This is a genomic window from Kitasatospora sp. NPDC058184 (genome assembly GCF_042883725.1).
GTDB lineage: Bacteria > Actinomycetota > Actinomycetes > Streptomycetales > Streptomycetaceae > Kitasatospora.
The window spans coordinates 325329-347276 of the sequence record NZ_JBHVVE010000004.1; the positions used below are offsets into that span (position 1 = coordinate 325329).

Annotated in this window: 16 protein-coding genes and 1 tRNA gene; 15 read left to right on the forward strand and 2 right to left on the reverse strand. The window is 73.1% G+C overall.

The genetic code is table 11. From position 1 onward, the window contains the following. Nucleotides 1-4 precede the first annotated feature (4 nt). The 3 genes from ACFVXH_RS10045 (at nt 5) to ACFVXH_RS10055 (ending at nt 3368) form a co-directional block, all read left to right on the forward strand. Nucleotides 5-985, forward strand: coding sequence for an ABC transporter substrate-binding protein (locus ACFVXH_RS10045; protein WP_387821987.1), 981 nt, complete (start codon nt 5-7; stop codon nt 983-985). Nucleotides 986-1100: 115 nt separating this feature from the next. Continuing rightward, entirely contained in the window at nt 1101-2312 is a 1212-nt protein-coding gene (locus tag ACFVXH_RS10050; protein ID WP_387821990.1) for a serine/threonine-protein kinase, read from the forward strand. Between the two features lie 204 nt (nt 2313-2516). After that, nucleotides 2517-3368, forward strand: a complete 852-nt coding sequence (locus ACFVXH_RS10055) for a fumarylacetoacetate hydrolase family protein (RefSeq protein WP_387821993.1) — start codon at nt 2517-2519, stop codon at nt 3366-3368. 74 nt (nt 3369-3442) lie between these two features. On the opposite strand, the gene ACFVXH_RS10060 is transcribed toward ACFVXH_RS10055, so the two are convergent. After that, complete coding sequence (locus tag ACFVXH_RS10060; RefSeq protein ID WP_074001443.1) at nt 3443-4177, reverse strand: TetR/AcrR family transcriptional regulator; 735 nt, start codon at nt 4175-4177, stop codon at nt 3443-3445. Nucleotides 4178-4296: 119 nt separating this feature from the next. Between ACFVXH_RS10060 and ACFVXH_RS10065 the strand changes: the two genes are divergently transcribed. The 4 genes from ACFVXH_RS10065 (at nt 4297) to ACFVXH_RS10080 (ending at nt 9920) form a co-directional block, all read left to right on the forward strand. Then, nucleotides 4297-6021: a DUF885 domain-containing protein gene (locus ACFVXH_RS10065; RefSeq protein ID WP_387821996.1), complete on the forward strand. Its 1725-nt coding sequence runs from the start codon at nt 4297-4299 to the stop codon at nt 6019-6021. Nucleotides 6022-6203: 182 nt separating this feature from the next. After that, the gene (locus ACFVXH_RS10070; protein WP_387821999.1) at nt 6204-7817 is read left to right on the forward strand and encodes an MFS transporter; all 1614 of its coding nucleotides are present in this window, start codon (nt 6204-6206) and stop codon (nt 7815-7817) included. Between the two features lie 84 nt (nt 7818-7901). Beyond that, nucleotides 7902-8834 carry a carbohydrate kinase family protein gene (locus tag ACFVXH_RS10075; protein WP_049657742.1) on the forward strand — a complete coding sequence of 311 codons (933 nt, stop codon included), beginning with the start codon at nt 7902-7904 and terminating at the stop codon, nt 8832-8834. 108 nt (nt 8835-8942) lie between these two features. Beyond that, nucleotides 8943-9920, forward strand: coding sequence for a trypsin-like serine peptidase (locus ACFVXH_RS10080; RefSeq protein ID WP_387822003.1), 978 nt, complete (start codon nt 8943-8945; stop codon nt 9918-9920). A gap of 123 nt (nt 9921-10043) precedes the next feature. Here the strand turns inward: ACFVXH_RS10080 and ACFVXH_RS10085 are convergent. Beyond that, nucleotides 10044-10115 (reverse strand) — tRNA-Arg (locus ACFVXH_RS10085). Nucleotides 10116-10326: 211 nt separating this feature from the next. Between ACFVXH_RS10085 and ACFVXH_RS10090 the strand changes: the two genes are divergently transcribed. From ACFVXH_RS10090 to ACFVXH_RS10125, 8 genes are all read left to right on the forward strand, one after another. Next, nucleotides 10327-10782, forward strand: a complete 456-nt coding sequence (locus ACFVXH_RS10090) for a response regulator (RefSeq protein WP_049655897.1) — start codon at nt 10327-10329, stop codon at nt 10780-10782. Between the two features lie 83 nt (nt 10783-10865). Then, nucleotides 10866-12527: an arginine--tRNA ligase gene (gene argS / locus ACFVXH_RS10095; RefSeq protein WP_049655895.1), complete on the forward strand. Its 1662-nt coding sequence runs from the start codon at nt 10866-10868 to the stop codon at nt 12525-12527. Nucleotides 12528-12616: 89 nt separating this feature from the next. Further along, on the forward strand, nt 12617-14008 hold the full coding sequence (lysA, locus tag ACFVXH_RS10100) for a diaminopimelate decarboxylase (protein ID WP_387822007.1): 1392 nt from the start codon (nt 12617-12619) through the stop codon (nt 14006-14008). 138 nt (nt 14009-14146) lie between these two features. Continuing rightward, nucleotides 14147-15439, forward strand: a complete 1293-nt coding sequence (locus ACFVXH_RS10105) for a homoserine dehydrogenase (protein WP_049655891.1) — start codon at nt 14147-14149, stop codon at nt 15437-15439. Nucleotides 15440-15449: 10 nt separating this feature from the next. Further along, a complete protein-coding gene (thrC, locus tag ACFVXH_RS10110) occupies nt 15450-16550 on the forward strand; it encodes a threonine synthase (RefSeq protein WP_049655889.1) in 1101 nt (366 codons plus the stop codon). A gap of 364 nt (nt 16551-16914) precedes the next feature. Further along, entirely contained in the window at nt 16915-17853 is a 939-nt protein-coding gene (gene thrB, locus ACFVXH_RS10115) for a homoserine kinase (RefSeq protein ID WP_049655887.1), read from the forward strand. Nucleotides 17854-18455: 602 nt separating this feature from the next. Beyond that, on the forward strand, nt 18456-20558 hold the full coding sequence (gene rho / locus ACFVXH_RS10120) for a transcription termination factor Rho (RefSeq protein ID WP_181970680.1): 2103 nt from the start codon (nt 18456-18458) through the stop codon (nt 20556-20558). A gap of 140 nt (nt 20559-20698) precedes the next feature. After that, nucleotides 20699-21811 (forward strand): LCP family protein, encoded by a 1113-nt coding sequence (locus ACFVXH_RS10125; protein WP_375876474.1) that lies wholly within the window; start codon nt 20699-20701, stop codon nt 21809-21811. Nucleotides 21812-21948: the final 137 nt, after the last annotated feature.

Here is a 21948-nt window from a genome sequence, read left to right on the forward strand (position 1 = left end):
CGCCATGTCCCTACCCCGTCGCGCCCTCGTGACCGCCGCCGCGCTCACCGCAGCCCTCGTCCTGGCCGGCTGCGGCAGCGGCGCCACGGGCGCGGCGGGGGAGCTCGCCCCGGCCAAGGGCAGCACCGCGCCGGACGGCACGGTGGTGAACCTGTCGCCGAACCAGGAACGGGTCACCACGCCCAAGGTCGACGCGATCGCCGCTCTGGTCCCGGAGGAGATCAGACGGAAGGGGACGCTGAGCGTCGTCGACTCCATCGGCTCCACCCCGCCGCTGGACTTCTACGCCAACGACGACAAGACCATCATCGGCGTCGAACCGGACCTCGCCCTCCTGATCGGCAACGTGCTCGGCCTCAAGGTCGAGTTCAACCCGGTCTCCTGGGAGAACATCTTCGTCGGCCTGGACAGCGGCAAGTACGACGTGGGCCTGTCCAACATCACCGTCACCGAGGCGCGCAAGGAGAAGTACGACTTCGCCACCTACCGGCTGGACGTCCTGGGCTTCGAGGCGAAGAAGGGCGGCGGCCTCAAGGTCACCGGCCCCAGGGACCTCGCGGGCAAGACGGTCGGCGTCGCCACCGGCACCAACCAGGAGAAGCTGCTGGTCTCCTGGAGCGAGGAGAACGTCAGGAACGGCCTCAAGCCGATCGACATCAAGTACTTCCAGGGCACCGAGTACTACCTGGCGCTCTCCTCCGGCCGGATCGAGGTCTACACCGGCCCCAACCCCAGCCTGGCCTTCCACGCCGTGCAGACCGGCGAGACCGAGGTCGTCGGCACCTACTCGGGCGGCGGCGCGGACGTCCTCGGCAAGATCGCGGCGACCACCCGGAAGGACAACGGCCTGGTCAAGGCGTTGAACGGGGCGATCGACGAGGTGATCAGGAACGGCACGTACGGGCAGGTGCTCAAGCGCTGGGGCCTGGACAACGAGGCCGTGAAGAGCTCCGAGATCAACCCGCCCGGGCTGCCCAAGCCGTAGCTGCCGGAAGTGGGCCCGGCTCGTTCACCCGTTCGTCCCCGCCCGCCGCTATGGTGACCCCTCCGACCCCTCCGGCGGCGAACGCCGAGCGGGCGCGGTCGGGTTGGGGGAGGGAATGGAGAAGGGCGAGGTGCTCGGCGGCCGCTTCCGGCTGGAGCAGGAGCTGGGCCGGGGCGGCTTCGGCGTGGTCTGGCGGGCGACCGACACGACCATCGACCGGCCGGTCGCGGTCAAGGTGCTGCTCGCCGAGCACGCCACCGACCGGGAGGCGGTCAGCCGGTTCGTCCGCGAGGCCCGGACGGCCGGCGGCCTCAACAACCCGCACATCGTCACCGTGTACGACTACGGGTGGACGGAGTCCGGCTCCGGGAAGATCCCGTACCTGGTGATGGAGCTGGTCCGCGGCCGGGCGCTGTCCGAGGTGCTCAAGGACGGCTGGCCGGACCACAAGCAGGGGCTGCGCTGGATGCGGCACGTGTGCAAGGCGCTGGACGCCGCGCACCGCTCGGGGATCGTCCACCGGGACATCAAGCCCGAGAACGTGATGATCGTGGAGGACGGGGAGCGGGCCAAGGTCCTGGACTTCGGCATCGCCCGACTGGTCACCCAGACCGTCCGGCTCACCTCCACCGGCAACGTGGTCGGCACCGTCCCGTACCTGGCGCCCGAGTGCTGGTCCGGCGGCCCGGTGGACGGCCGGGCCGACCTCTACGCGCTCGGCATCATGCTGTACGAGGTCTGCACCGGCACCCGCCCGTTCCGCGCCGCCTCGGCCGCCGAGTACATGTACAAGCACCTGGAGGAGGTCCCGCCCCGGGTGCGCGGCAAGGACCCGGCCCTGGCCGGGCTGGTCGCCGAACTGCTCGCCAAGCGGCCAGGACAACGGCCGGCCGGCGCCGCCGAGGTGCTGGAGCGGCTGCGCGCCATCCGGCCCGGGATGCTGCGCCCGGACGACCCCAGCCCGGAGCAGCTGCGCCGGCGGGCCGACCGGGCCTGGCGGCACGGTGAGGCCGGCGAGGCCGCGGAGGCGGTGGAGATCCTCACCGCGCTCGTCCCCGACTTCGCCCGGATCTGCGGCCCGGAGGACCCGCGCACCCTGCGCACCTGCCACGACCTGGCCCTCTGGGTGGCCCGGGACGGCAGCCCGGGCGCGGCCGCCGCCCTGCTGGACGAGCTGGCCCAGGTGCCCGGCGCCACCCCGGAGGCCCGGGCGGACGCCCGGCGCGACCTCGCGCACTGGCAGCGGGAGGCCGCCAGGCTCGGCCCGGGCCGGCCGCGGGCCGTCGCCCTGGCGGCGCTGCTCGGCGGCGGCGCGCAGGACGGCTGAGTCGCCTCCGCACGGTCGGCCCCCGGGGTGTCAACCGTGCGGGCCGCCGAGCCGGGGCGGCGGCCGGAGCGCCAACCGGGAGGATTTCGCCCATCGGGACGGTCTGGCCCGCCGCCCCGGCGCGTTGGTATACCTCGTTGCCGGACTCGGGAGCGGCCTCCGGGCCGCCCCGGTGAGCTGCGACGAAAGGCTGGTGACGGATCGATGAAGCTCCTGCGCGTCGGACCCGCGGGCGCCGAGCGCCCGGTCGTCCTGGGTGAGGACGGCACCGCGTACGACCTCTCGGGGCGGACCCGCGACCTCGACGGGGCCTTCCTGGCCGGGCTGGACCCGGCCGCACTGGCCCGGGACGCGGCCGCCGGCGTCCTGCCGGTGCTGGACCTCGACGGCCTGCGGGTGGGCGCACCGGTGCCCCGGCCGGGCAAGGTGGTCGGCATCGGGCTCAACTACCGCGACCACGCGGCCGAGGCCGGGGCCGCGATCCCGGCCGAGCCGGTCATCTTCCTCAAGCCGGGCTCCACCGTGGTCGGCCCGTACGACGAGGTGCTGGTGCCGCGCGGCGGCGAGAAGACCGACTACGAGGCCGAGCTGGCCGTCGTGATCGGCCGCACCGCCCGCTACCTGGACTCGCACGCCGAGGCGGCCGGGGTGATCGCCGGGTACACGATCGCCAACGACGTCACCGAGCGGGCCTTCCAGTTCGAGCGCGGCGGCCAGTGGGACAAGGGCAAGTCGGCGGAGACCTTCACCCCGCTCGGGCCCTGGCTGGTCACCCCCGACGAGGTGGCCGACCCGCAGGCGCTGACCCTGCGGCTGTGGGTCAACGGCGAGCGGCGGCAGCACGGCAGCACCGCGGAGATGATCTTCCCGGTGCTCGAACTGGTCCGCTACGCGAGCCGGTTCATGGTGCTGGAGCCCGGCGACGTGGTCATCACCGGCACCCCGGCGGGGGTCACCCTGGGCCGCCCCGGCACGCCGTACCTCGCCCCGGGCGACGTGGTCGAGATCGAGGTCGACGGGCTCGGCCGCCAGCGCCAGGTGCTCGGCAAGGCGTAATCACGCAGGCCGCCCCGACCCTTGGCACGGGGGTCGGGAGGGGCGCCGGGACCGCTCGGGTGCGGCCGCGCCGCCTAGGAGCCGCCGCCCAGCACCGCCCGCAGCCGCTCCGCCCGCTCCGGCCGCGGCCCCTCCAGCGCCAGCACCCCCGCCAGCACCTCGGCCGTCTGCGGGTCGTGCAGCGCCGTCGCCGCCGCCATCGCGGTGAACTGGTCCACCAGCCAGTCGCGCAGCTCCGCCACCGGCAGCGCGCGCCCCTCGTCCAGCCAGCTCAGCGACGCGCCCTCGACCACCGCGATCCAGGAGCGCACCAGCAGGGTCAGCCGCGGCCCGGCCTCCCGCACGCCCAGGTGGCGCAGCGTCCGGCGCAGCGCCTCCCGCCGGACGTCGTCCACGATCGCCGAGGTGCGGGCCGTCTCCACCACCGAACCGCCGCGCAGCAGCGCCGAGTAGCCCGCGTCGTGCTCGGCCACGAAGGCGAAGTAGCCGTCCAGCACCGCCGACAGCTGCTCGGACGGCGTCCCGCTCAGCCGCAGCGCGAAGCGGCTGCTCAGCTCGTCCGCCGCGGTGCGCAGCGCGGCCTCGTACAACTGCTGCTTGCCGCCCGCGAAGTAGCGGTACACCAGCGGGCGGGAGGCCCCGGCGGCCTCGGCGACGTCGTCCAGGCCCACCTCCTCGGGCGGCCGGGAGGCGAACAGCTCCAGGGCGACCGCGATCAGCTGCTCGCGCCGCTGCTGGACCGGCAGCCGCCGGTAGCCGGTGCGGCGCGGGCGCGGCTCGGGTGCGGCCGGGGCGGGGCTGGCTTCCATGGCGGCCAAGCGTAATGGGCGCCGGACGGATCGGATCCGGTCGCGCCGAACGGATTTTCGCAGGCGAACCCGGCTCGCAAAGGGGTTGCAAAGCTGCCGCGCCACGAAATGATGTCCGAATGCGTGAAGAACTGATCACCGCCGACGGCGCCACCCCTCGCCGCATCGCCGACGACCACGTCCGCGAACTGGCCGAGCTCGACCCGCTGACCGCGGTGTACCTCGGTCTCAACCTTGACGACGACCGGCTTCCCGACCTCTCCCCGGCCGGTCCCGAGGCCGTCGCCGACCTCGCCCGCCGCACCCTGGCGAAGCTCGACGAGGCCGAGCGGGCCGGTGCCGCCGACGACGAGGCGGAGCGCCGCTGCGCCCGGCTGCTGCGCGAGCGGCTGACCGCCGAACTCGCCGTCCACGAGGCGGGGGAGAACTTCCGCTCGCTGCGCAACCTGGGCTCCCCGGTGCACGACGTGCGGGAGTCCTTCACCCTGATGGGCACCGACACCGAGGCCGAGTGGCAGGTGATCGGCCGCCGGATGGCGCGGCTCCCGGAGGCGTTCGCGCAGTACCGACGCACGTTGACGGAGGGCGTCGAGCGCGGCCTGCTGTCCGGCCCGCGCCAGGTGGCCACGGTGCTCGGGCAGTTCGCCGAGTGGCTGGGCGAGGACGTGCCCGCCGCCGAGCGGGTGCCCGGCGCCTGGTTCGGCACCTTCGTCCAGGGCGCGCCGGAGGGTCTGCACCCCGAGCTGTCGAAGCACGCGGTGGCCGCCGCCGAGGCGCTGGCGGAGCTGCGCGACTGGCTGCGCGACGTGTACGGCCCGGCCGCGGCCGGCGCCCCGGACACCGCGGGCCGGGAGCGCTACGTCCGCTGGGTGCGCTATTGGACCGGTGCCGACCTGGACCTCGACGAGGCCTACGCCTGGGCCTGGAGCGAGTTCCACGACCTGCTGGCGCAGATGGAGACCGAGGCCGAGAAGGTCCTGCCGGGCGCGGGTCCGCTCGCGGCGATGCGCTGGCTGGAGTCGGACGGCCCGGCGATCGAGGGCGCCGAGGCCGCCCGGGAGTACCTCCAGGGCCTGATGGACCAGGCCGTCCGGGACCTCCAGGGCACCCACTTCGACCTGGCCGAGCCGGTCACCCGGGTCGAGTCGAGGATCGCCCCGGCGGGCAGCGCCGCCGCGCCGTACTACACCGCGCCCTCGCTGGACTTCAGCCGCCCCGGGCGGACCTGGCTGCCGCTGGTCGGCCGGGACCGCTTCCCGGTCTGGGACCTGGTCTCCACCTGGTACCACGAGGGCGTCCCGGGCCACCACCTCCAGCTCGCGCAGTGGAACTACGTCGCCGACCGGCTCTCCACCTACCAGGTGAGCCTCGGCGGGGTCAGCGCCAACCTGGAGGGCTGGGCGCTGTACGCCGAGCGCCTGATGGACGAGCTCGGCTACCTCACCGACCCGGGCCACCGCCTGGGCTACCTCAACGCGCAGATGATGCGCGCGCTGCGGGTCATCGTCGACATCGGCATGCACGTGGGCCTGGACTTCCCGGCGGACTCCCCGTACCGGCCGGGCGAGCCGGTCGCCCCGGAGCACGCCCGGGAGTTCTTCGGCCTGTACTGCGGCCTGTCCGCCGACTTCCTGGACAGCGAGCTGGTCCGCTACCTGGGCCTGCCCGGCCAGGCGATCGGCTACAAGCTGGGCGAGCGCGCCTGGCTGCGCGGCCGGGCGGCGGCGAAGGCGGCGCACGAGGCGCGCGGCGAGGAGTTCGACCTCAAGGCCTGGCACATGGCGGCGCTCTCGCAGGGCTCGCTGGGGCTGGACGACCTGGTCGAGGAGCTCTCGGCGCTCTGAGCCACCACGCGGCGCGAGCCGTGGAACCAGGCCCCCGGGACTCGGTCCGCAGTCCCGGGGGCCTGGTTCTTTTGTCCTGAAGGTCTGATTTGGTGAGGTTTTTCCTTGCCATCCGTCCGGAGCGGGGTTTGGCTGGAAGGCGACTGCGTGACCTCTCCGCCCCACTCCGGAAGGCTCGACCAGTGACTGCGAGAACCGTCGCCGGTCATGAGGACGCGGACCGCCGCCGCTGGTGGGCGCTGGCCGTCATCGCCACCGCCCAGCTCATGATCGTGCTCGACATCACCATCGTGAACATCGCACTGCCGTCCGCCCAGCGGGACCTGGGCATCTCGGACGCCGACCGGCAGTGGGTGATCACCGCCTACACGCTGGCCTTCGGCGGCCTGCTGCTGCTCGGCGGCCGGCTGGGCGACCTCTTCGGCCGCAAGCGCGTCTTCACCGTCGGCCTGCTGGGCTTCGCCCTCGCCTCCGCCTTTGGCGGCGCGGCGGTCGGCCCCGCCATGCTCTTCGGCGCCCGCGCCCTCCAGGGCGCGTTCGGCGCCCTGCTCGCCCCCTCCGCGCTGGGGCTGCTCTCCACCACCTTCTCCGATCCGCGGGAGCGCAGTACGGCCTTCGGCATCTTCGGCGCGATCGCCGGCGGCGGCTCCGCGATCGGCTTCATCGCCGGCGGCCTGCTGACCGAGTACCTGGACTGGCGCTGGTGCCTGTTCGTCAACGTGCCGATCGCCGCCGTCACCGCCTTCGCGGCCTTCAACGTGCTGAAGCGCGACCACGTCGGGAAGGGCCGCCGGCTGCGGCTGGACCTGCCCGGGGCGCTGCTCGGCTGCGGCGGCCTGCTGGCGATCGTCTACGGCACCTCCGAGGCCGTGACCAGGGGCTGGGGCGACGGCCTGGTGATCGGCCCGCTGGTCCTGGGCGTGGCGCTGCTCGCGGCGTTCGTCCTGGTGGAGCGGCGCACCGCGCACCCGCTGCTGCCGCTGCACATCGTCGCCGACCGCAACCGCGGCGGCGGCGCGCTCTCGGTGGGCCTGGCGATGGTCGGCATGTTCGGCCTCTTCCTGTTCCTGACCTACTACCTCCAGGCCATCAAGCACTTCTCGCCGATCGTGTCCGGCCTGTCCTTCCTGCCCATGACGGTCGCCATCGTGCTGAGTTCGACGGGCTTCGCGGCCCGGATGATGACCAGGGTGCCGTCCCGGAACCTGATCGGCCCGGGCCTGCTGCTCGCCGCGGGCGGCATGGCCTGGCTGACCCAGATGCGGGTGGACAGCCCGTGGGCCGGCATGGTGCTGCCCGCCGAGCTGCTGATCGGCTTCGGCATGGGCCTGGTGTTCATGCCGGCCATGAGCCTGGCCACCCTCGGGGTCGCCCCGAATGAGGCCGGCGCGGCCTCGGCCACCATCAACTCGGCGCAGCAGGTGGGCGGTTCGGTCGGCACCGCGCTGCTGAACACGGTCGCCGCGAGCGCCACCGCGAGCTTCCTGGCCACCCGGATCGCCGCCGACCCGGCGGTGCGGGCCCAGGGCGCGGTACACGGCTACGTGGTCGCGACCTGGGTGGCGATGGGCGTGCTGCTGGCGGCCGCGCTGGTCGCGGTGCTGATGATCGACCACCGGCCGACTCCGGTCGCGGCCACCGCCGTCGAGGGCGGGGCGGCATCGGCGTCCGCCGTACGGGCGGTGGACGGGCGGCCGAGCCCGCGGGCAGTGGCCCGGGCCGACGTCCGGGCGAACGTCGAGACCGGGGCCGAGGTCCGGGCCGAGGCGGGTCCGGAGCGGCCACCGGCCGATTGAAATTTGCAGCAAGTCCTTGCAGTCAACCTCCGGCGCCTGCTTGACTCCTGGCCACCACCGTCCAGGAAGCAAGGAGGCGCCGCCGTGCCGTCCGAGACCGTTTCGCCCGAGGCCGCGCCGCCCGAGTTCGACCTGCTCGTCGTCGGCGGCAGCGGCGTGGACACCATCGTCCGGGTCGAGCGGCTGGAACTCCCGCCCGGCGACTCGCGGTTCGTCGAGCCGGTGCGGGACTACGTCGGCCACACCGGCAACGGCGTCGCCCTCGGCGCCCACCACCTCGGCCTGCGCACCGCGTTCATCGACTTCCTCGGCGACGACCCCCAGGGCGACCTGGTCCGCGCCCACTACGCGCGCCACGGACTGCACTTCGCGCACCTGGTGAGCCCGTACGGCACCCCGCGCGGGGTCAACCTGGTGGACCCGGCCGGCCGCCGGTTCTCCTTCTTCGACGGCCGCCACCCCGCCGACCTGCGGCTGCCGCGCGACTTCTGTCTGCCGTACGCCGAGCGCAGCCGGCACGTCCACCTGTCCATCACCGGCGTCAACCGGGACATGTACGGCGACCTGCACCGCCTCGGCCGCACCACCTCCACCGACCTGCACGACTGGGACGGCGCCGACCCGCACCACCGCGACTACGCGCTCGGCTCCGACCTGGTCTTCCTCTCGGTGGCCGGCTGCCGCGGCCGGCACGAGGAGGTGATGCGCGCGATCCTCGCCGAGGGGCGCGCGCGGGTGGTCGTCGCCACCGCCGGCGCCGAGGGCTGCCACCTGCTCACCCGGGACGACCCGGCGCCGCGCCGGCTGCCGGCCGTCGACCCGGGCCGTCCGGTGGTGGACACCAACGGCGCCGGGGACGCCTTCGTGTCCGGCTTCCTGTACGCCTGGTTCCAGGGCCGCCCGCCATTGGACTGCGCCCGGGCCGGTACGGTGGCCGGGGCCTTCGCCTGCACCGCCGCCGGGACGCACACCGCTTTCGTCGGAGCCGCAGAACTGGACGCGGTGCTGACGCGCTGACGGTATTTCTCATCGAGCTCCAAGGAGCCGGTCACGCCCTTTCCAGGCTGAGGCGCCATAGTCGTTCACCGAACGACGCCACCGACCGCCCCGGCAGGAGAGACAGGCATGGGCAAGCACCGCCGCGAGGGTTCGCGCCGCCGCAGACTCCTGGCCCCGTCCCTGTTCACCGCGCTGTCCGCGGTGGCGGTCGCCGCGGTGCTGACCGGGACGCACGGGCTGGACCTGTCCGACACGACGGCCGCCGGGAAGGCGGCCCGCAGCACCCGTGCCGCCGTGCCCGTCCCGGCCGCCGACCCGGCGGCGGTCGCCCCGCCCGCCCCGGTCGCGGCCCCCACGCCCTCCGCGGTCCCGACCGCCGACCCGACGGCCACCGCGACGGCCACCCCCGCCGCCGCGCCGGCCGCCCCGACCACCACCGCCGCCGACGTCGCGCTCGGCACCACCGCCCCGGCGCCGGCCGGCGACCGCGAGACCGGGACGGTCGGCGCGCTGTTCAGCGGCACGCCGACGGCCGGCGACCACTTCTGCACCGCCAGCGTGCTGCACAGCGCCACCGGCAACCTGCTGCTGACCGCCGCGCACTGCCTCAGCAGCACCGACGGCGTCACCTTCGCCCCCGGCTACCGCGACGGCTCCGCCCCGTACGGCACCTGGCGGGTGACCGCGATCCACACCACCACCGGTTGGTCCCAGAAGGGCGACGAGGACGAGGACTTCGCGATCCTGGAGACCGCCCCCAGCAACGGCCGCAACGTCGAGGACGTGGTCGGCGGCAACCGGCTGGGCACCGACGAGCCGTTCGGCGCCACCGTCCGCCTCTACGGCTACCCCGCCGACGCCGAGGCGCCCGTCCTGTGCACCAACACCACCGGGCAGCAGAGCACCTACCAGCGGGTCGTCCACTGCCCGGCCTACCCGGGCGGCACCAGCGGCGGCCCGTGGATCAACACCGCCACCGGCGACGTGATCGGCGCGATCGGCGGCTACCAGCAGGGCGGCGACACCGACGACATCTCGTACAGCGCCCTCTTCGACCACACCATCGCGGACCTGTACACCCAGGCCGAGGCGGCCGCCTCCTGAGACACCGGGTCCGGACCCGGCCCCCACCCGGGCCCGGACCCGGTCGCGCGTCCGCATACGACAAAGGCCCAGATCCGTGGATCAACTCCACTGATCTGGGCCTGACTTGCACTTCCTGCGAAGTGCCCCCGGTAGGATTCGAACCTACGCACCCGCCTCCGGAGGGCGGTGCTCTATCCCCTGAGCTACGGGGGCCTGTTGGCCTGTCGGTCGCTCGCGCTTCCGACGTGAGAACAGTACCAGGCTCCGGGGGTGGTCCGTGCACGGGTTTCCCCGAAGATCGTCCGGCCCGCGAATCGGGCGGCGGATCGACCCGGGGATCGGGCCGTGTGCCGGGTGGGGGCGGAAGTGCCCAAAGGCCGGACGGGGCGGCGGGGCCGCCGATACCCTCGGTGAGGTGTCGGGAGTGTCCGGGCGGGTCCTCGTGGTGGACGACAGCGAGGTGATCCGCCAGCTGATCAGGGTCAACCTGGAGCTCGAGGGCTTCGAGGTGGTGACCGCCGCCGACGGCGCCGAGTGCCTGGAGGTCGTCCGCCGGGTGCGGCCCGACGTGGTGACGCTGGACGTGGTGATGCCGAGGCTGGACGGCCTGCGGACGGCGGCCCGGCTGCGCGCGACCCCGGACACCAGCCGGCTGCCGATCGCGATCGTGAGCGCCTGCACCCCGGCGGACCTCGACCTGGGGGAGACGGTCGGGGTGGACGGCTACCTCGGCAAGCCCTTCGACCCGGCCGACCTGGTGGCCCTGGTCCGGCGCCTGATGGGGCTCGCGGAACAGTCCGCCGGGCCGTCCGGCGGGCGCCGTGCCGGCCCGTCCGACGCAGTTCGCCCTGAGCGAACAGAGCGGACGGATCGCGGCTGAGACCCGGTAACCACGGCGCACCGGCGTCTCAACCGGTAAACCGGGTGGCGGGCGGGCACCCCGTCTCGCCTACGCTTGGCGTCGTGACCCCCGCAGACCTTTCCCAGGCAATCCAGGCCGCAGTGAGCTCCGCCGTCGAGGCGGGCGAGCTGGCCGTCGCCGTGCCCGAGCACGTGACGGTCGAACGGCCCAAGAACAGGGACCACGGCGACTACGCGACCAACGTGGCCCTCCAGCTCGCCAAGGCGGCCGGCAAGCCGCCGCGAGCCGTTGCCGAGCTGCTGGCCGACCGCCTGCGAGGGATCACCGGCGTCGCCAAGGTCGACATCGCCGGTCCGGGCTTCCTGAACATCACCCTGGACACCGCCACCGCCGGCGCGCTGGCGCGCACCGTCGTCGAGGCGGGCGAGGCCTACGGCCGCAACGAGGCCCTCAAGGGCCTGAGGATCAACCTGGAGTTCGTCTCCGCCAACCCGACCGGCCCGATCCACATCGGCGGCGTCCGCTGGGCCGCCGTCGGCGACTCGATGGCGCGCGTGCTGCGGGCCTCCGGCGCCGACGTCACCACCGAGTACTACCTCAACGACGCCGGCGTGCAGATCGGCAAGTTCGCCGCCTCGCTGCAGGCCGCCGCGAACGGCCGCCCGGCGCCCGAGGACGGCTACGTCGGCGAGTACATCGTCGACATCGCCAAGGCGCTCACCGACGCGATCCCCGGCGTGCTCGACCTCTCCGAGGAGGAGCAGCTCCAGGTCTTCCGCACCGAGGGCCTCAAGCTCATGGTCGCCGAGATCAAGCGCTCGATGGACGAGTTCGGCACCCACTTCGACGTGTGGTTCTCGGAGAAGACGCTGCACGACTCCGGCGCGGTCGAGAAGGCCATCGACCGGCTGCGCGAGCAGGGCCACGTCTTCGAGCAGGACGACGCGGTCTTCCTGCGCACCACCGACTTCGGCGACGACAAGGACCGCGTCCTGGTCAAGGCCGACGGCGACAAGACCTACTTCGCCGCCGACGCCGCGTACTACCTGTCCAAGCGGGACCGCGGCGCCGAGGTCGCGCTCTACATGCTGGGCGCCGACCACCACGGCTACGTCAACCGCCTCAAGGCCATCGCGGCCTGCGCGGGCGACGACATGGACCACAACATCGAGGTGAAGATCGGCCAGTTCGTGAAGATGCTTCGCGACGGCGAAGAGGTCCGCATGTCGAAGCGGGCCGGCAACATCATCACGATCGACGATGTGATCGAGTGGATCGGCGTGGACGCCGCCCGCTACACCCTGGCGCGCTCCTCCACGGACTCGACGATCACGCTGGACATCAACCTGCTGACCAGCCAGACCAACGAGAACCCGGTCTTCTACGTCCAGTACGCGCACACCCGGATGTGCGGCGTGGCCCGCAAGGCCGCCGAGCTGGGCGTGGACAAGGGCACGGTCGAGCAGTTCAAGCCCGAGCTGCTCGCCACCGAGTGGGAGTCCGACGTGCTCGGCCACCTCGCGGAGTTCCCGCGGGTGCTGGCCACGGCCGGCGAGCTGCGCGAGCCGCACCGGGTCGCGCGCTATCTGGAGGACCTCGCGGGCAAGTACCACCGCCTGTACGAGAACTGCATGTTCCTGCCCAAGGGCGACGAGGAGCTCTCCGACACGCACCGCGCCCGCCTCTGGCTGGTCGAGGCGACGCGCACCGTGCTCGCCAACGGACTCACGCTCCTGGGCGTGACGGCGCCCGAGCGGATGTAGGCACCACCCCCAAGCGCACGGCGGGGGCGGCTGACGGTCAACGTGGACCGTCGCCGCCCCTCGCCATAGGTCTCGAAGGATCTCCGAAGATGAGTCGCTCCGCACACCCGGCAGGCCCCCGTCACGGCGACGTCCTGCCCGAGGGCCACTACCAGGCCCCGCCCGCCGACCTGAACGCGCTCGACCCCAAGGTCTGGTCGCGCACCGTCGCCCGGAACGCCGAGGGCGTGGCGACCGTCGGCGGCATCGACGTCAAGCGGCTGGCCGCCGAGTTCGGCACCCCCGCCTACGTGCTGGACGAGGAGGACTTCCGGTCCCGGGCGCGCGCCTGGCGGGACGCCTTCGGCACCGGCGCGGACGTCTACTACGCCGGGAAGGCGTTCCTCTCCAAGGCCGTCGTGCGCTGGCTGCACGAGGAGGGCCTCAACCTCGACGTGTGCAGCCCGGGCGAGCTGGCGGTCGCCCTGGCCGCCGGGATGCCGCCGGAGCGGATCGCGCTGCACGGCAACAACAAGTCGGCGGACGAGCTGGAACACGCCGTGAAGACCGGCGTCGGGCACATCGTGGTCGACTCCTACGAGGAGATCGGGCGCCTGGCCGCGATCGCCGCCCGCCAGGGCGTGCGCCAGCGGGTGCTGATCCGGATCACCGTCGGCGTCGAGGCGCACACCCACGAGTTCATCGCCACCGCGCACGAGGACCAGAAGTTCGGGCTGTCGCTCACCGGGGGAGCGGCCGCCGAGGCGGTGCGCCGGGTGCTCGGCCACGACAGCCTGGAGCTGCGCGGCATCCACTCGCACATCGGCTCGCAGATCTTCGACATGGCGGGCTTCGAGGTGGCCGCCCGCCGGGTGGTCGGCCTGCTGGCCGGGATCCGTGACGAGCACGGCGTCCAGCTGCCCGAGATCGACCTCGGCGGCGGCCTCGGCATCGCCTACACCAGCGAGGACGACCCGCGCGAGCCGGCCGAGATCGCGGCCGCGCTGGCCGACATCGTCCGCCGCGAGTGCGCCGCCGCGAACCTGGACGCCCCCCGGCTGAGCGTGGAGCCGGGCCGGGCGATCGTCGGCCCGACGGCGTTCACGCTGTACGAGGTCGGCACCGTCAAGCCGCTGGAGGGCCTGCGCACCTACGTCAGCGTGGACGGCGGGATGTCCGACAACATCCGCACCGCGCTGTACGACGCCGAGTACTCGGTGGCCCTGGTGTCGCGCACCAGCGACGCGGAGCCGATGCTGGTGCGGGTGGTCGGCAAGCACTGCGAGTCCGGCGACATCGTCGTCCGGGACGCCTTCCTGCCGGCCGACCTGGCCCCGGGCGACCTGATCGCGGTGCCCGCCACCGGCGCCTACTGCCGGTCGATGGCGAGCAATTACAACCACGCCCTCAAGCCCCCCGTGCTCGCCGTCAGGGACGGTGCGGCGCGGGTGATCGTCCGGCGCGAGACGGAGGAGGATCTCCTGCGTCTGGATATCGGATGACGAAATCCTCGTCTCAGATCATGGAACGACCGTAGATCCGTACGGAAAGTCCCGGAGACTGGTAGAGACCGAAGTTCCCGGCGGTCCAGGAAAACCCGCCGGAAATTACCGAAGCAGAAGAATGCAGAGCGGAGTCGGATGATGCGTACGCGCCCGCTGAAGGTGGCGTTGCTGGGTTGTGGTGTGGTGGGCTCCGAGGTGGCGCGCATCATGACGACGACGGCCGACGACCTCGCCGCTCGCATCGGCGCTCCGGTCGAGTTGGCCGGGATCGCGGTCCGCCGGGCCGGGCGGACCCGCCCGGGCGTCCCCGAGCACCTGATCACCACCGACGCCGAGGCCCTGGTCAACCGGGGCGACATCGACGTGGTGGTCGAGGTGGTGGGCGGCATCGAGCCCTCCAAATCGCTGATCCTGTCCGCCTTCCGGCAGGGCGCCTCGGTGGTCAGCGCCAACAAGGCGCTGCTCGCCAAGGACGGCACCGAGCTGCACGCCGCGGCCGCCGAGGCCGGGGTGGACCTGTACTACGAGGCCGCGGTGGCGGGCGCGATCCCGCTGCTGCGCCCGCTGCGCGAGTCCCTCGCGGGGGACAAGGTCAACCGGGTGCTGGGGATCGTCAACGGCACCACCAACTTCATCCTCGACAAGATGGACACCACCGGCGCCGGCTACTCGGAGGCGCTGGAGGAGGCCACCGCGCTGGGCTACGCCGAGGCCGACCCGACGGCCGACGTCGAGGGCTTCGACGCCGCCGCCAAGGCCGCGATCCTGGCCGGCATCGCCTTCCACACCAAGGTCACCGCGGCGGACGTCTACCGCGAGGGCATCACCGAGGTGACGGCGGCCGACATCGCCTCCGCCAAGGAGATGGGCTGCGTGGTCAAGCTGCTCGCGATCTGCGAGCGGGCCGCGGACGGCGAGTCCGTCACCGCGCGCGTCCACCCGGCGATGATCCCGCTGTCGCACCCGCTGGCCTCCGTCCGCGAGGCGTACAACGCGGTGTTCGTCGAGGCCGAGGCGGCCGGCCGGCTGATGTTCTACGGCCCCGGCGCGGGCGGCTCGCCGACCGCCTCCGCGGTGCTCGGCGACCTGGTCGCGGTCTGCCGCAACAAGCTCGCCGGCGCCACCGGCCCCGGTGACTCGGTGTACACGCGGCTGCCGGCCAAGCCGATGGACGAGGTGGTCACCCGCTACCACGTCAGCCTCGACGTGGACGACCGCGCGGGCGTGCTCGCCCAGGTGGCATCCGTCTTCGCCGAGCACGGCGTCTCCATCGACACCGTGCGCCAGCAGGGCCGCGACGGCGACGCCTCGCTCGTCGTGGTCACCCACCGTGCCACCGACGCCGCGCTGTCGGCGACGGTCGACAAGCTCCGCGCGCTGGACAGCGTGCGGGACGTGGCCAGCATCATGCGGGTCGAAGGGGAATAAGGAACCAGCCATGAACGCCGTTGCCGAGAACGTCGTCCGAGGCGCGCACACCCACCAGTGGCGCGGCCTGATCGAGGAGTACCGGGACCGCCTGCCGGTCACCGCGGCCACCCCGGTGGTCACCCTGTTGGAGGGCGGCACGCCCCTGGTCCCCGCCCAGGTGCTCTCCGAGCGCACGGGCTGCGAGGTCTACCTCAAGGTCGAGGGCGCCAACCCGACCGGCTCCTTCAAGGACCGCGGGATGACGATGGCCATCTCCAAGGCCAAGGAGGAGGGCGCGCAGGCGGTCATCTGCGCCTCCACCGGCAACACCTCGGCCTCCGCCGCCGCGTACGCGGTGCGGGCCGGGATGGTCTCCGCGGTGCTCGTCCCGCAGGGCAAGATCGCCCTCGGCAAGATGGGCCAGGCGCTGGTCCACGGCGCCAGGATCCTCCAGGTCGACGGGAACTTCGACGACTGCCTCACCCTTGCGCGTGAACTGTCCGAGAAGTACCCGGTGGCGCTGGTCAACTCGGTCAACCCGGTGCGGATCGAGGGCCAGAAGACCGCGGCCTTCGAGATCGTCGACATGCTCGGCGACGCCCCGGACATCCACGTCCTGCCGGTCGGCAACGCGGGCAACATCACCGCGTACTGGAAGGGCTACCGCGAGTACGCGGCCGACGGCCTCGCCACCCGCACCCCGCGGATGTGGGGCTTCCAGGCCTCCGGCTCGGCCCCGATCGTGGACGGCGCGCCGGTGCTCAAGCCGCAGACCATCGCCACCGCGATCCGGATCGGCAACCCGGCCTCCTGGGACTTCGCGCTCGCCGCGCGGGACGAGTCCGGCGGCCTCATCGACAAGGTGACGGACCGTCAGATCCTGTCCGCCTACCGGCTGTTGGCCTCGCAGGAGGGCGTCTTCGTGGAGCCCGCCTCGGCCGCCTCGGTGGCCGGTCTGCTGGCCAAGGCGGAGGCCGGCCTGGTCGACCCGGGCCAGCGGATCGTCTGCACCGTGACCGGCAACGGCCTGAAGGACCCGGACTGGGCGGTGGCCGGCGCGCCGCAGCCGCAGATCGTCCCGATCGACCCGGAGGCGGCCGCCCGCAGCCTCGGACTGCTCGACCGGTAAAGGGTCCTGACGCCCCGACGGGCCGACCCTTTCGAGGGTCGGCCCGTCGGAGTTCCCCCCTGACACTTTTGTGTCAATTGGGTTCCGCATTGCGATCCTTTTCCACCCCTCCCGTCGACGGGGATGGGTGAGCATTTCCGGCCAGAACGGCAACACACCAGATCGAAGGCCCACGGGGTGTACCGCTCGGGAACCTCTCTTCGATACTCTGGCTTCGGCCGTGTGGCACATGCCCCGGGCCCGGCGGGTCCGGGCCGCGCCGACACCGCGACCGCCCGCCCCCCGGAGGGGCCGCGGTCCGTTCCCACCCTCGCACCGACGACGCGCTCCGCGCCGCCCGATTTACCCCAGGAGAGTCCACCGTATGGCCGGTCCCGCGTTCCGTGCCGCCGCCGTCCGGGTCAGGGTTCCCGCGACCAGCGCCAACCTCGGCCCGGGCTTCGACGCCTTCGGGCTCGCGCTGGGTCTGTACGACGACGTGGTCGTCCGGGTCGCCGACTCCGGCCTCTCCGTCGACATCGCCGGTGAGGGCGCCGAGACGCTGCCGCGCGACGAGCGCCACCTGCTGGTCCGCTCGATGCGCGCCGCCTTCGACCGGCTCGGCGGCCAGCCCCGCGGCCTCGAAGTGGTCTGCGCCAACCGGATACCGCACGGCCGCGGCCTCGGCTCCTCCTCGGCCGCCATCTGCGCCGGCATCGTGGCCGCCCGCGCGGTGACCATCGGCGGCCGGTCCGCGCTGGACGACGACGCGCTGCTGGCCCTCGCCTCCGAGCTGGAGGGCCACCCCGACAACGTCGCGGCCTGCCTGCGCGGCAACTTCACCATCGCCTGGACCGACGAGGAGTCGGCCAAGGCGGTCGTGCTGGAGCCGTCCGAGCAGGTCGTCCCGGTGGTGTTCGTGCCGGCCGGCGAGGTGCTCACCGAGACCGCGCGCGGACTGCTGCCGAAGACCGTCCCGCTGGCCGACGCGGCCGTCAACGCGGGCCGTTCCGCACTGCTGGTGGAGGCGCTGACCAGGCGCCCCGAACTGCTCCTCGCCGCCACCGAGGACCGGCTGCACCAGGACTACCGCGCCTCCGCCATGCCGGACAGCGCCGCGCTGGTCGGCGCCCTGCGCGCCGAGGGCTTCCCCGCGGTCGTCTCCGGCGCCGGCCCGACCGTCCTGGCCCTCACCGACGAGGCGGGCGCCGACAAGGTGCTCTCCTTCGCCGGACACCACGGCCACGGCGGCGACCCGGCGTTCGCCGCGCACCGGCTGGACGTCGACCGCACCGGGGCCGTCGTGCTCCCGCTGGACGTCTGAGCAGCCCGAACGGGCCGCTCGGGACCCGGCGCCGGCACCCTGCCGAGCCGGGTCCGACGGACACGATTGGCAAGCGCAAGGCTGGGGAATGTCTGAGGGGGTCGGTAGTGTTAACCTCATTGCTGCACCAGGTGCCCTCCGGGGCTAGGTGCGCCGCGTCCCGATCCCAGCGCTCCACGGCAGTGGAGTCCCGGCGATGCACGGGGCGACGATTCTCCGGGAGCCCACCGCAGCGCGTACGCAGCCTGCCTGCGCGACATGCGGCCGCATCCCGAAGCCGTGACGGCACCTGACTCCCACCCGCAGCCTCCCACCTGAGGCCAGGACGGGCGGAGCACGGGCCACCGTCACGCGACGGGGGCCCGGGATTCGCAGGAAGCGTGGGGGTTACGCCCTCAGGGGAGGTCGACACACGACCGGCCCACGCGCCACTCAGCACCACCGTGCTTCACGCACCGCACCTCGCACGTAACCCTCTCTCGACAGGCTCCCGCCATTCGAGGGATCACCGCCTCGGACCGACGCAGTCGAGCGTTGGTCAGGACAGCACAACCGGTCGCCGAGCCAGACAGGCCGACGTCCGCTCCAGGGAAGGACCCTTAGTGAGCGACTCCACCGATCTGATGGGCGCGCGCCCGGACGCAGAGGCGTCGGACGCAGCCGCCGCCCCCGCTGCTCCGGCGCGGCGCCGCCGCAGTGCCGCCGCGGGCCTGGACGGCATGGTCCTGGCCGAGCTCCAGAAGCTCGCCGCGGACCTTGGCATCACCGGTACCGGACGCATGCGCAAGAGCCAGCTGATCGAGACCATCAAGGAGAAGAGCGGCGGGGACCCGCTGCTCGCCGCCGGTGGCACCGCCCCGGCCGCCAAGCGCACCGCCGCCAAGGCGGACGCCGAGGCCCCGGCCGAGAAGCCGGCCCGCCGTACCAAGGCCGCCGCCGCCAAGGCCGAGGCCCCGGCCGCCGCCGAGCCGCAGGCCCAGATCGAGATCCCGGTCCAGGCCGCCGCGGAGACCGCCGCGCCCGCCCGTACCGAGCGCACCCGCCGCCGGGCCACCTCGGCCGCCGGCGCGCCCGTCGCCCCGGTCGCCGAGGCCGCCGCCGAGCCCGCCACCGTCGCGGTCGCCGAGCCGAAGCAGGCCGAGGCCCGCCCGGCCGAGACCCGCGGCTTCGAGGGCCGCGAGGACGGCCGCGAGTCGCGTCGCGACCGCCGCGAGCGCCGTGACCGCCGCGAGGGCACCGAGCGCACCGAGCGCACCGACCGCCAGGAGGGCGGCGAGGCCCAGGACGGCGACAGCCGCGAGTCGCGCCGCGACCGCCGCAACCGCCGCGAGCGCGCCGACCGCCAGCCCCAGCAGGGCGGCGGCCAGCAGCAGGGCGGCCAGGCCGAGCAGCAGGGCCGTCAGGGCCAGCAGACCCAGCAGCCGCAGGCCCAGCAGCAGGGCGGCTACGAGGACGACGAGTTCGGCGAGGGCCGCCGCGGCCGGCGCGGGCGCTACCGCGACCGCCGCGGCCGTCGTGGCCGTGACGGCTTCGAGGCCGCCGGCGTGGCCGAGCCGCAGGTCGGCGAGGACGACGTCCTGATCCCGGTCGCGGGCATCCTCGACATCCTCGACAACTACGCGTTCGTGCGCACCTCCGGCTACCTGCCGGGCCAGAACGACGTCTACGTCTCGCTCGCCCAGGTCCGCAAGAACGGCCTGCGCAAGGGTGACGCCATCACCGGTGCGGTGCGCCAGCCGCGCGAGGGCGAGCGCCGCGAGAAGTTCAACGCCATGGTGCGCCTGGACTCCGTCAACGGCATGGACCCGGAGAGCGGCCGCGGCCGCCCCGAGTTCAACAAGCTCACCCCGCTCTACCCGCAGGAGCGGCTGCGCCTGGAGACCGACCCGGGCGTGCTGACCACCCGGATCATCGACCTGGTGTCGCCGATCGGCAAGGGCCAGCGCGGTCTGATCGTCGCGCCGCCGAAGACCGGCAAGACCATGGTGCTCCAGGCGGTCGCCAACGCGATCACCCACAACAACCCCGAGTGCCACCTGATGGTCGTCCTGGTCGACGAGCGTCCGGAAGAGGTCACCGACATGCAGCGGTCGGTGAAGGGCGAGGTCATCTCCTCGACCTTCGACCGCCCGGCCGAGGACCACACCACCGTCGCCGAGCTGGCCATCGAGCGGGCCAAGCGCCTGGTGGAGCTGGGCCACGACGTGGTCATCCTGCTGGACTCGATCACCCGCCTCGGCCGCGCCTACAACCTGGCGGCGCCGGCCTCCGGCCGCATCCTGTCCGGTGGTGTCGACTCGACCGCGCTGTACCCGCCGAAGAAGTTCTTCGGCGCCGCGCGCAACATCGAGAACGGCGGCTCGCTGACCATCCTGGCCACCGCGCTGGTCGAGACCGGCTCGCGCATGGACGAGGTGATCTTCGAGGAGTTCAAGGGCACCGGCAACATGGAGCTCAAGCTCGACCGGAAGCTCTCGGACAAGCGCATCTTCCCGGCCGTCGACGTGGACGCCTCCAGCACCCGCAAGGAGGAGATCCTGCTCGGCAGCGAGGAGTTGGCCATCGTCTGGAAGCTCCGCCGGGTGCTGCACGCGCTCGACTCGCAGCAGGCGATCGAGCTGCTCCTGGACAAGATGAAGCAGACCAAGAGCAACGCCGAGTTCCTGATGCAGATCGCCAAGACCACCCCCGGCTCCGGCGACTGACCGTAGCCGGACGGCTGTCGAAGCACGGAACCCCGGATCGCGCGAGCGGTCCGGGGTTCCGTGCGTCCTGGCCGCTTTGTTCCAGAGTCGGGACACCTTGGGGGCGTTTGGATCATGTTGTCCGATTTACTCTGGACCGTATGGCCGAGCACAAGAGGGTCCTGAGTCGCCGCCGCAGAATCCTGCGGACGGCTGCCTGCGCGTTCGCCGCGCTCGTCGTCCTCGGCGCCGGCGCGGGCCTCTTCGCCTACTTCAGGCTCAACGGGAACATCACCAGCGTCGACATCGACGCCCGGCTCGGCGACGCCCGGCCGCCGGCCGCCACCGACGGCTCCTTCAACATCCTGGTGCTCGGCTCCGATTCGCGGGCCGGCGACAACGGCTCGGTCGCCGGCGGGGACACCGGCGGCACCGCCCGCTCGGACACCGCGATGGTGGTGCACGTCAACCAGGCCCACTCCGGCGCCCAGATCGTCTCGATCCCGCGCGACACCCTGGTCGCCCGCCCCGACTGCGTCGACGCGAACGGCAAGCCGGTGCCCGGCGCCAAGCGCGCGATGTACAACAGCGCCTTCGAGAGCGGCGGCGCGGCCTGCGCGGTCAAGACCACCGAGCAGCTCACCGGGCTGCGGATGGACCACTACCTGCAGGTCGACTTCGCCGGCTTCGCCCGGGTCGTGGACGCGATAGGCGGGGCCACCGTGACCACCACGGTGGCCATCCACGACAAGGACAGCGGGCTCGACCTGCCGCCCGGCGAGCACCACCTGGACGGACAGCAGGCGCTGGCCTTCGTGCGCACCCGGCACGGCGTCGGCGACGGCAGCGACCTCGGCCGGATCGAGCTCCAGAAGCAGATGGTGAAGTCGCTGCTGCAGCAGGTCGGGGGGAGCGGGATGCTCACCAACCCGGTCAAGCTGTGGTCGGTCGGCGACACGGTGACCAGGAGCATCACCACCGACTCCGCGCTCGGCTCGGTGAACTCGCTGGTGGGGCTCGCCCAGGAGCTCAAGGGGATAGGCCCGGACCAGCTGAGCATGGTCACCCTGCCGGTGGAGACGGCCCCCAGCGACCCGAACCGGGTGGTCCCGCTGCAGCCGCAGGCGGGGCAGGTCTGGGCGGCGCTCAAGGCCGACCAGCCGTTCCCCTCCGCGATCGTCTCCGAACAGCCGGAGAACCCCGCCCAGGCGGCCCCCACGGCCCCCGCGCCGGCCGCGGGGAAGCCGTCCGCGAAGGCCGCCGGCACGCGCTGAGGGGGGTCCGGAATATCCCGGAACGCGACCCGGTTTGGGAAGATGCGGCCGGTCCTGGCAGACTGGTCCGTCGGTCCCGGTTCACGTGCGGCGCCCCAGCCGCCGACCCGGTACCCTCCCGAAACCTAGGAGAACCC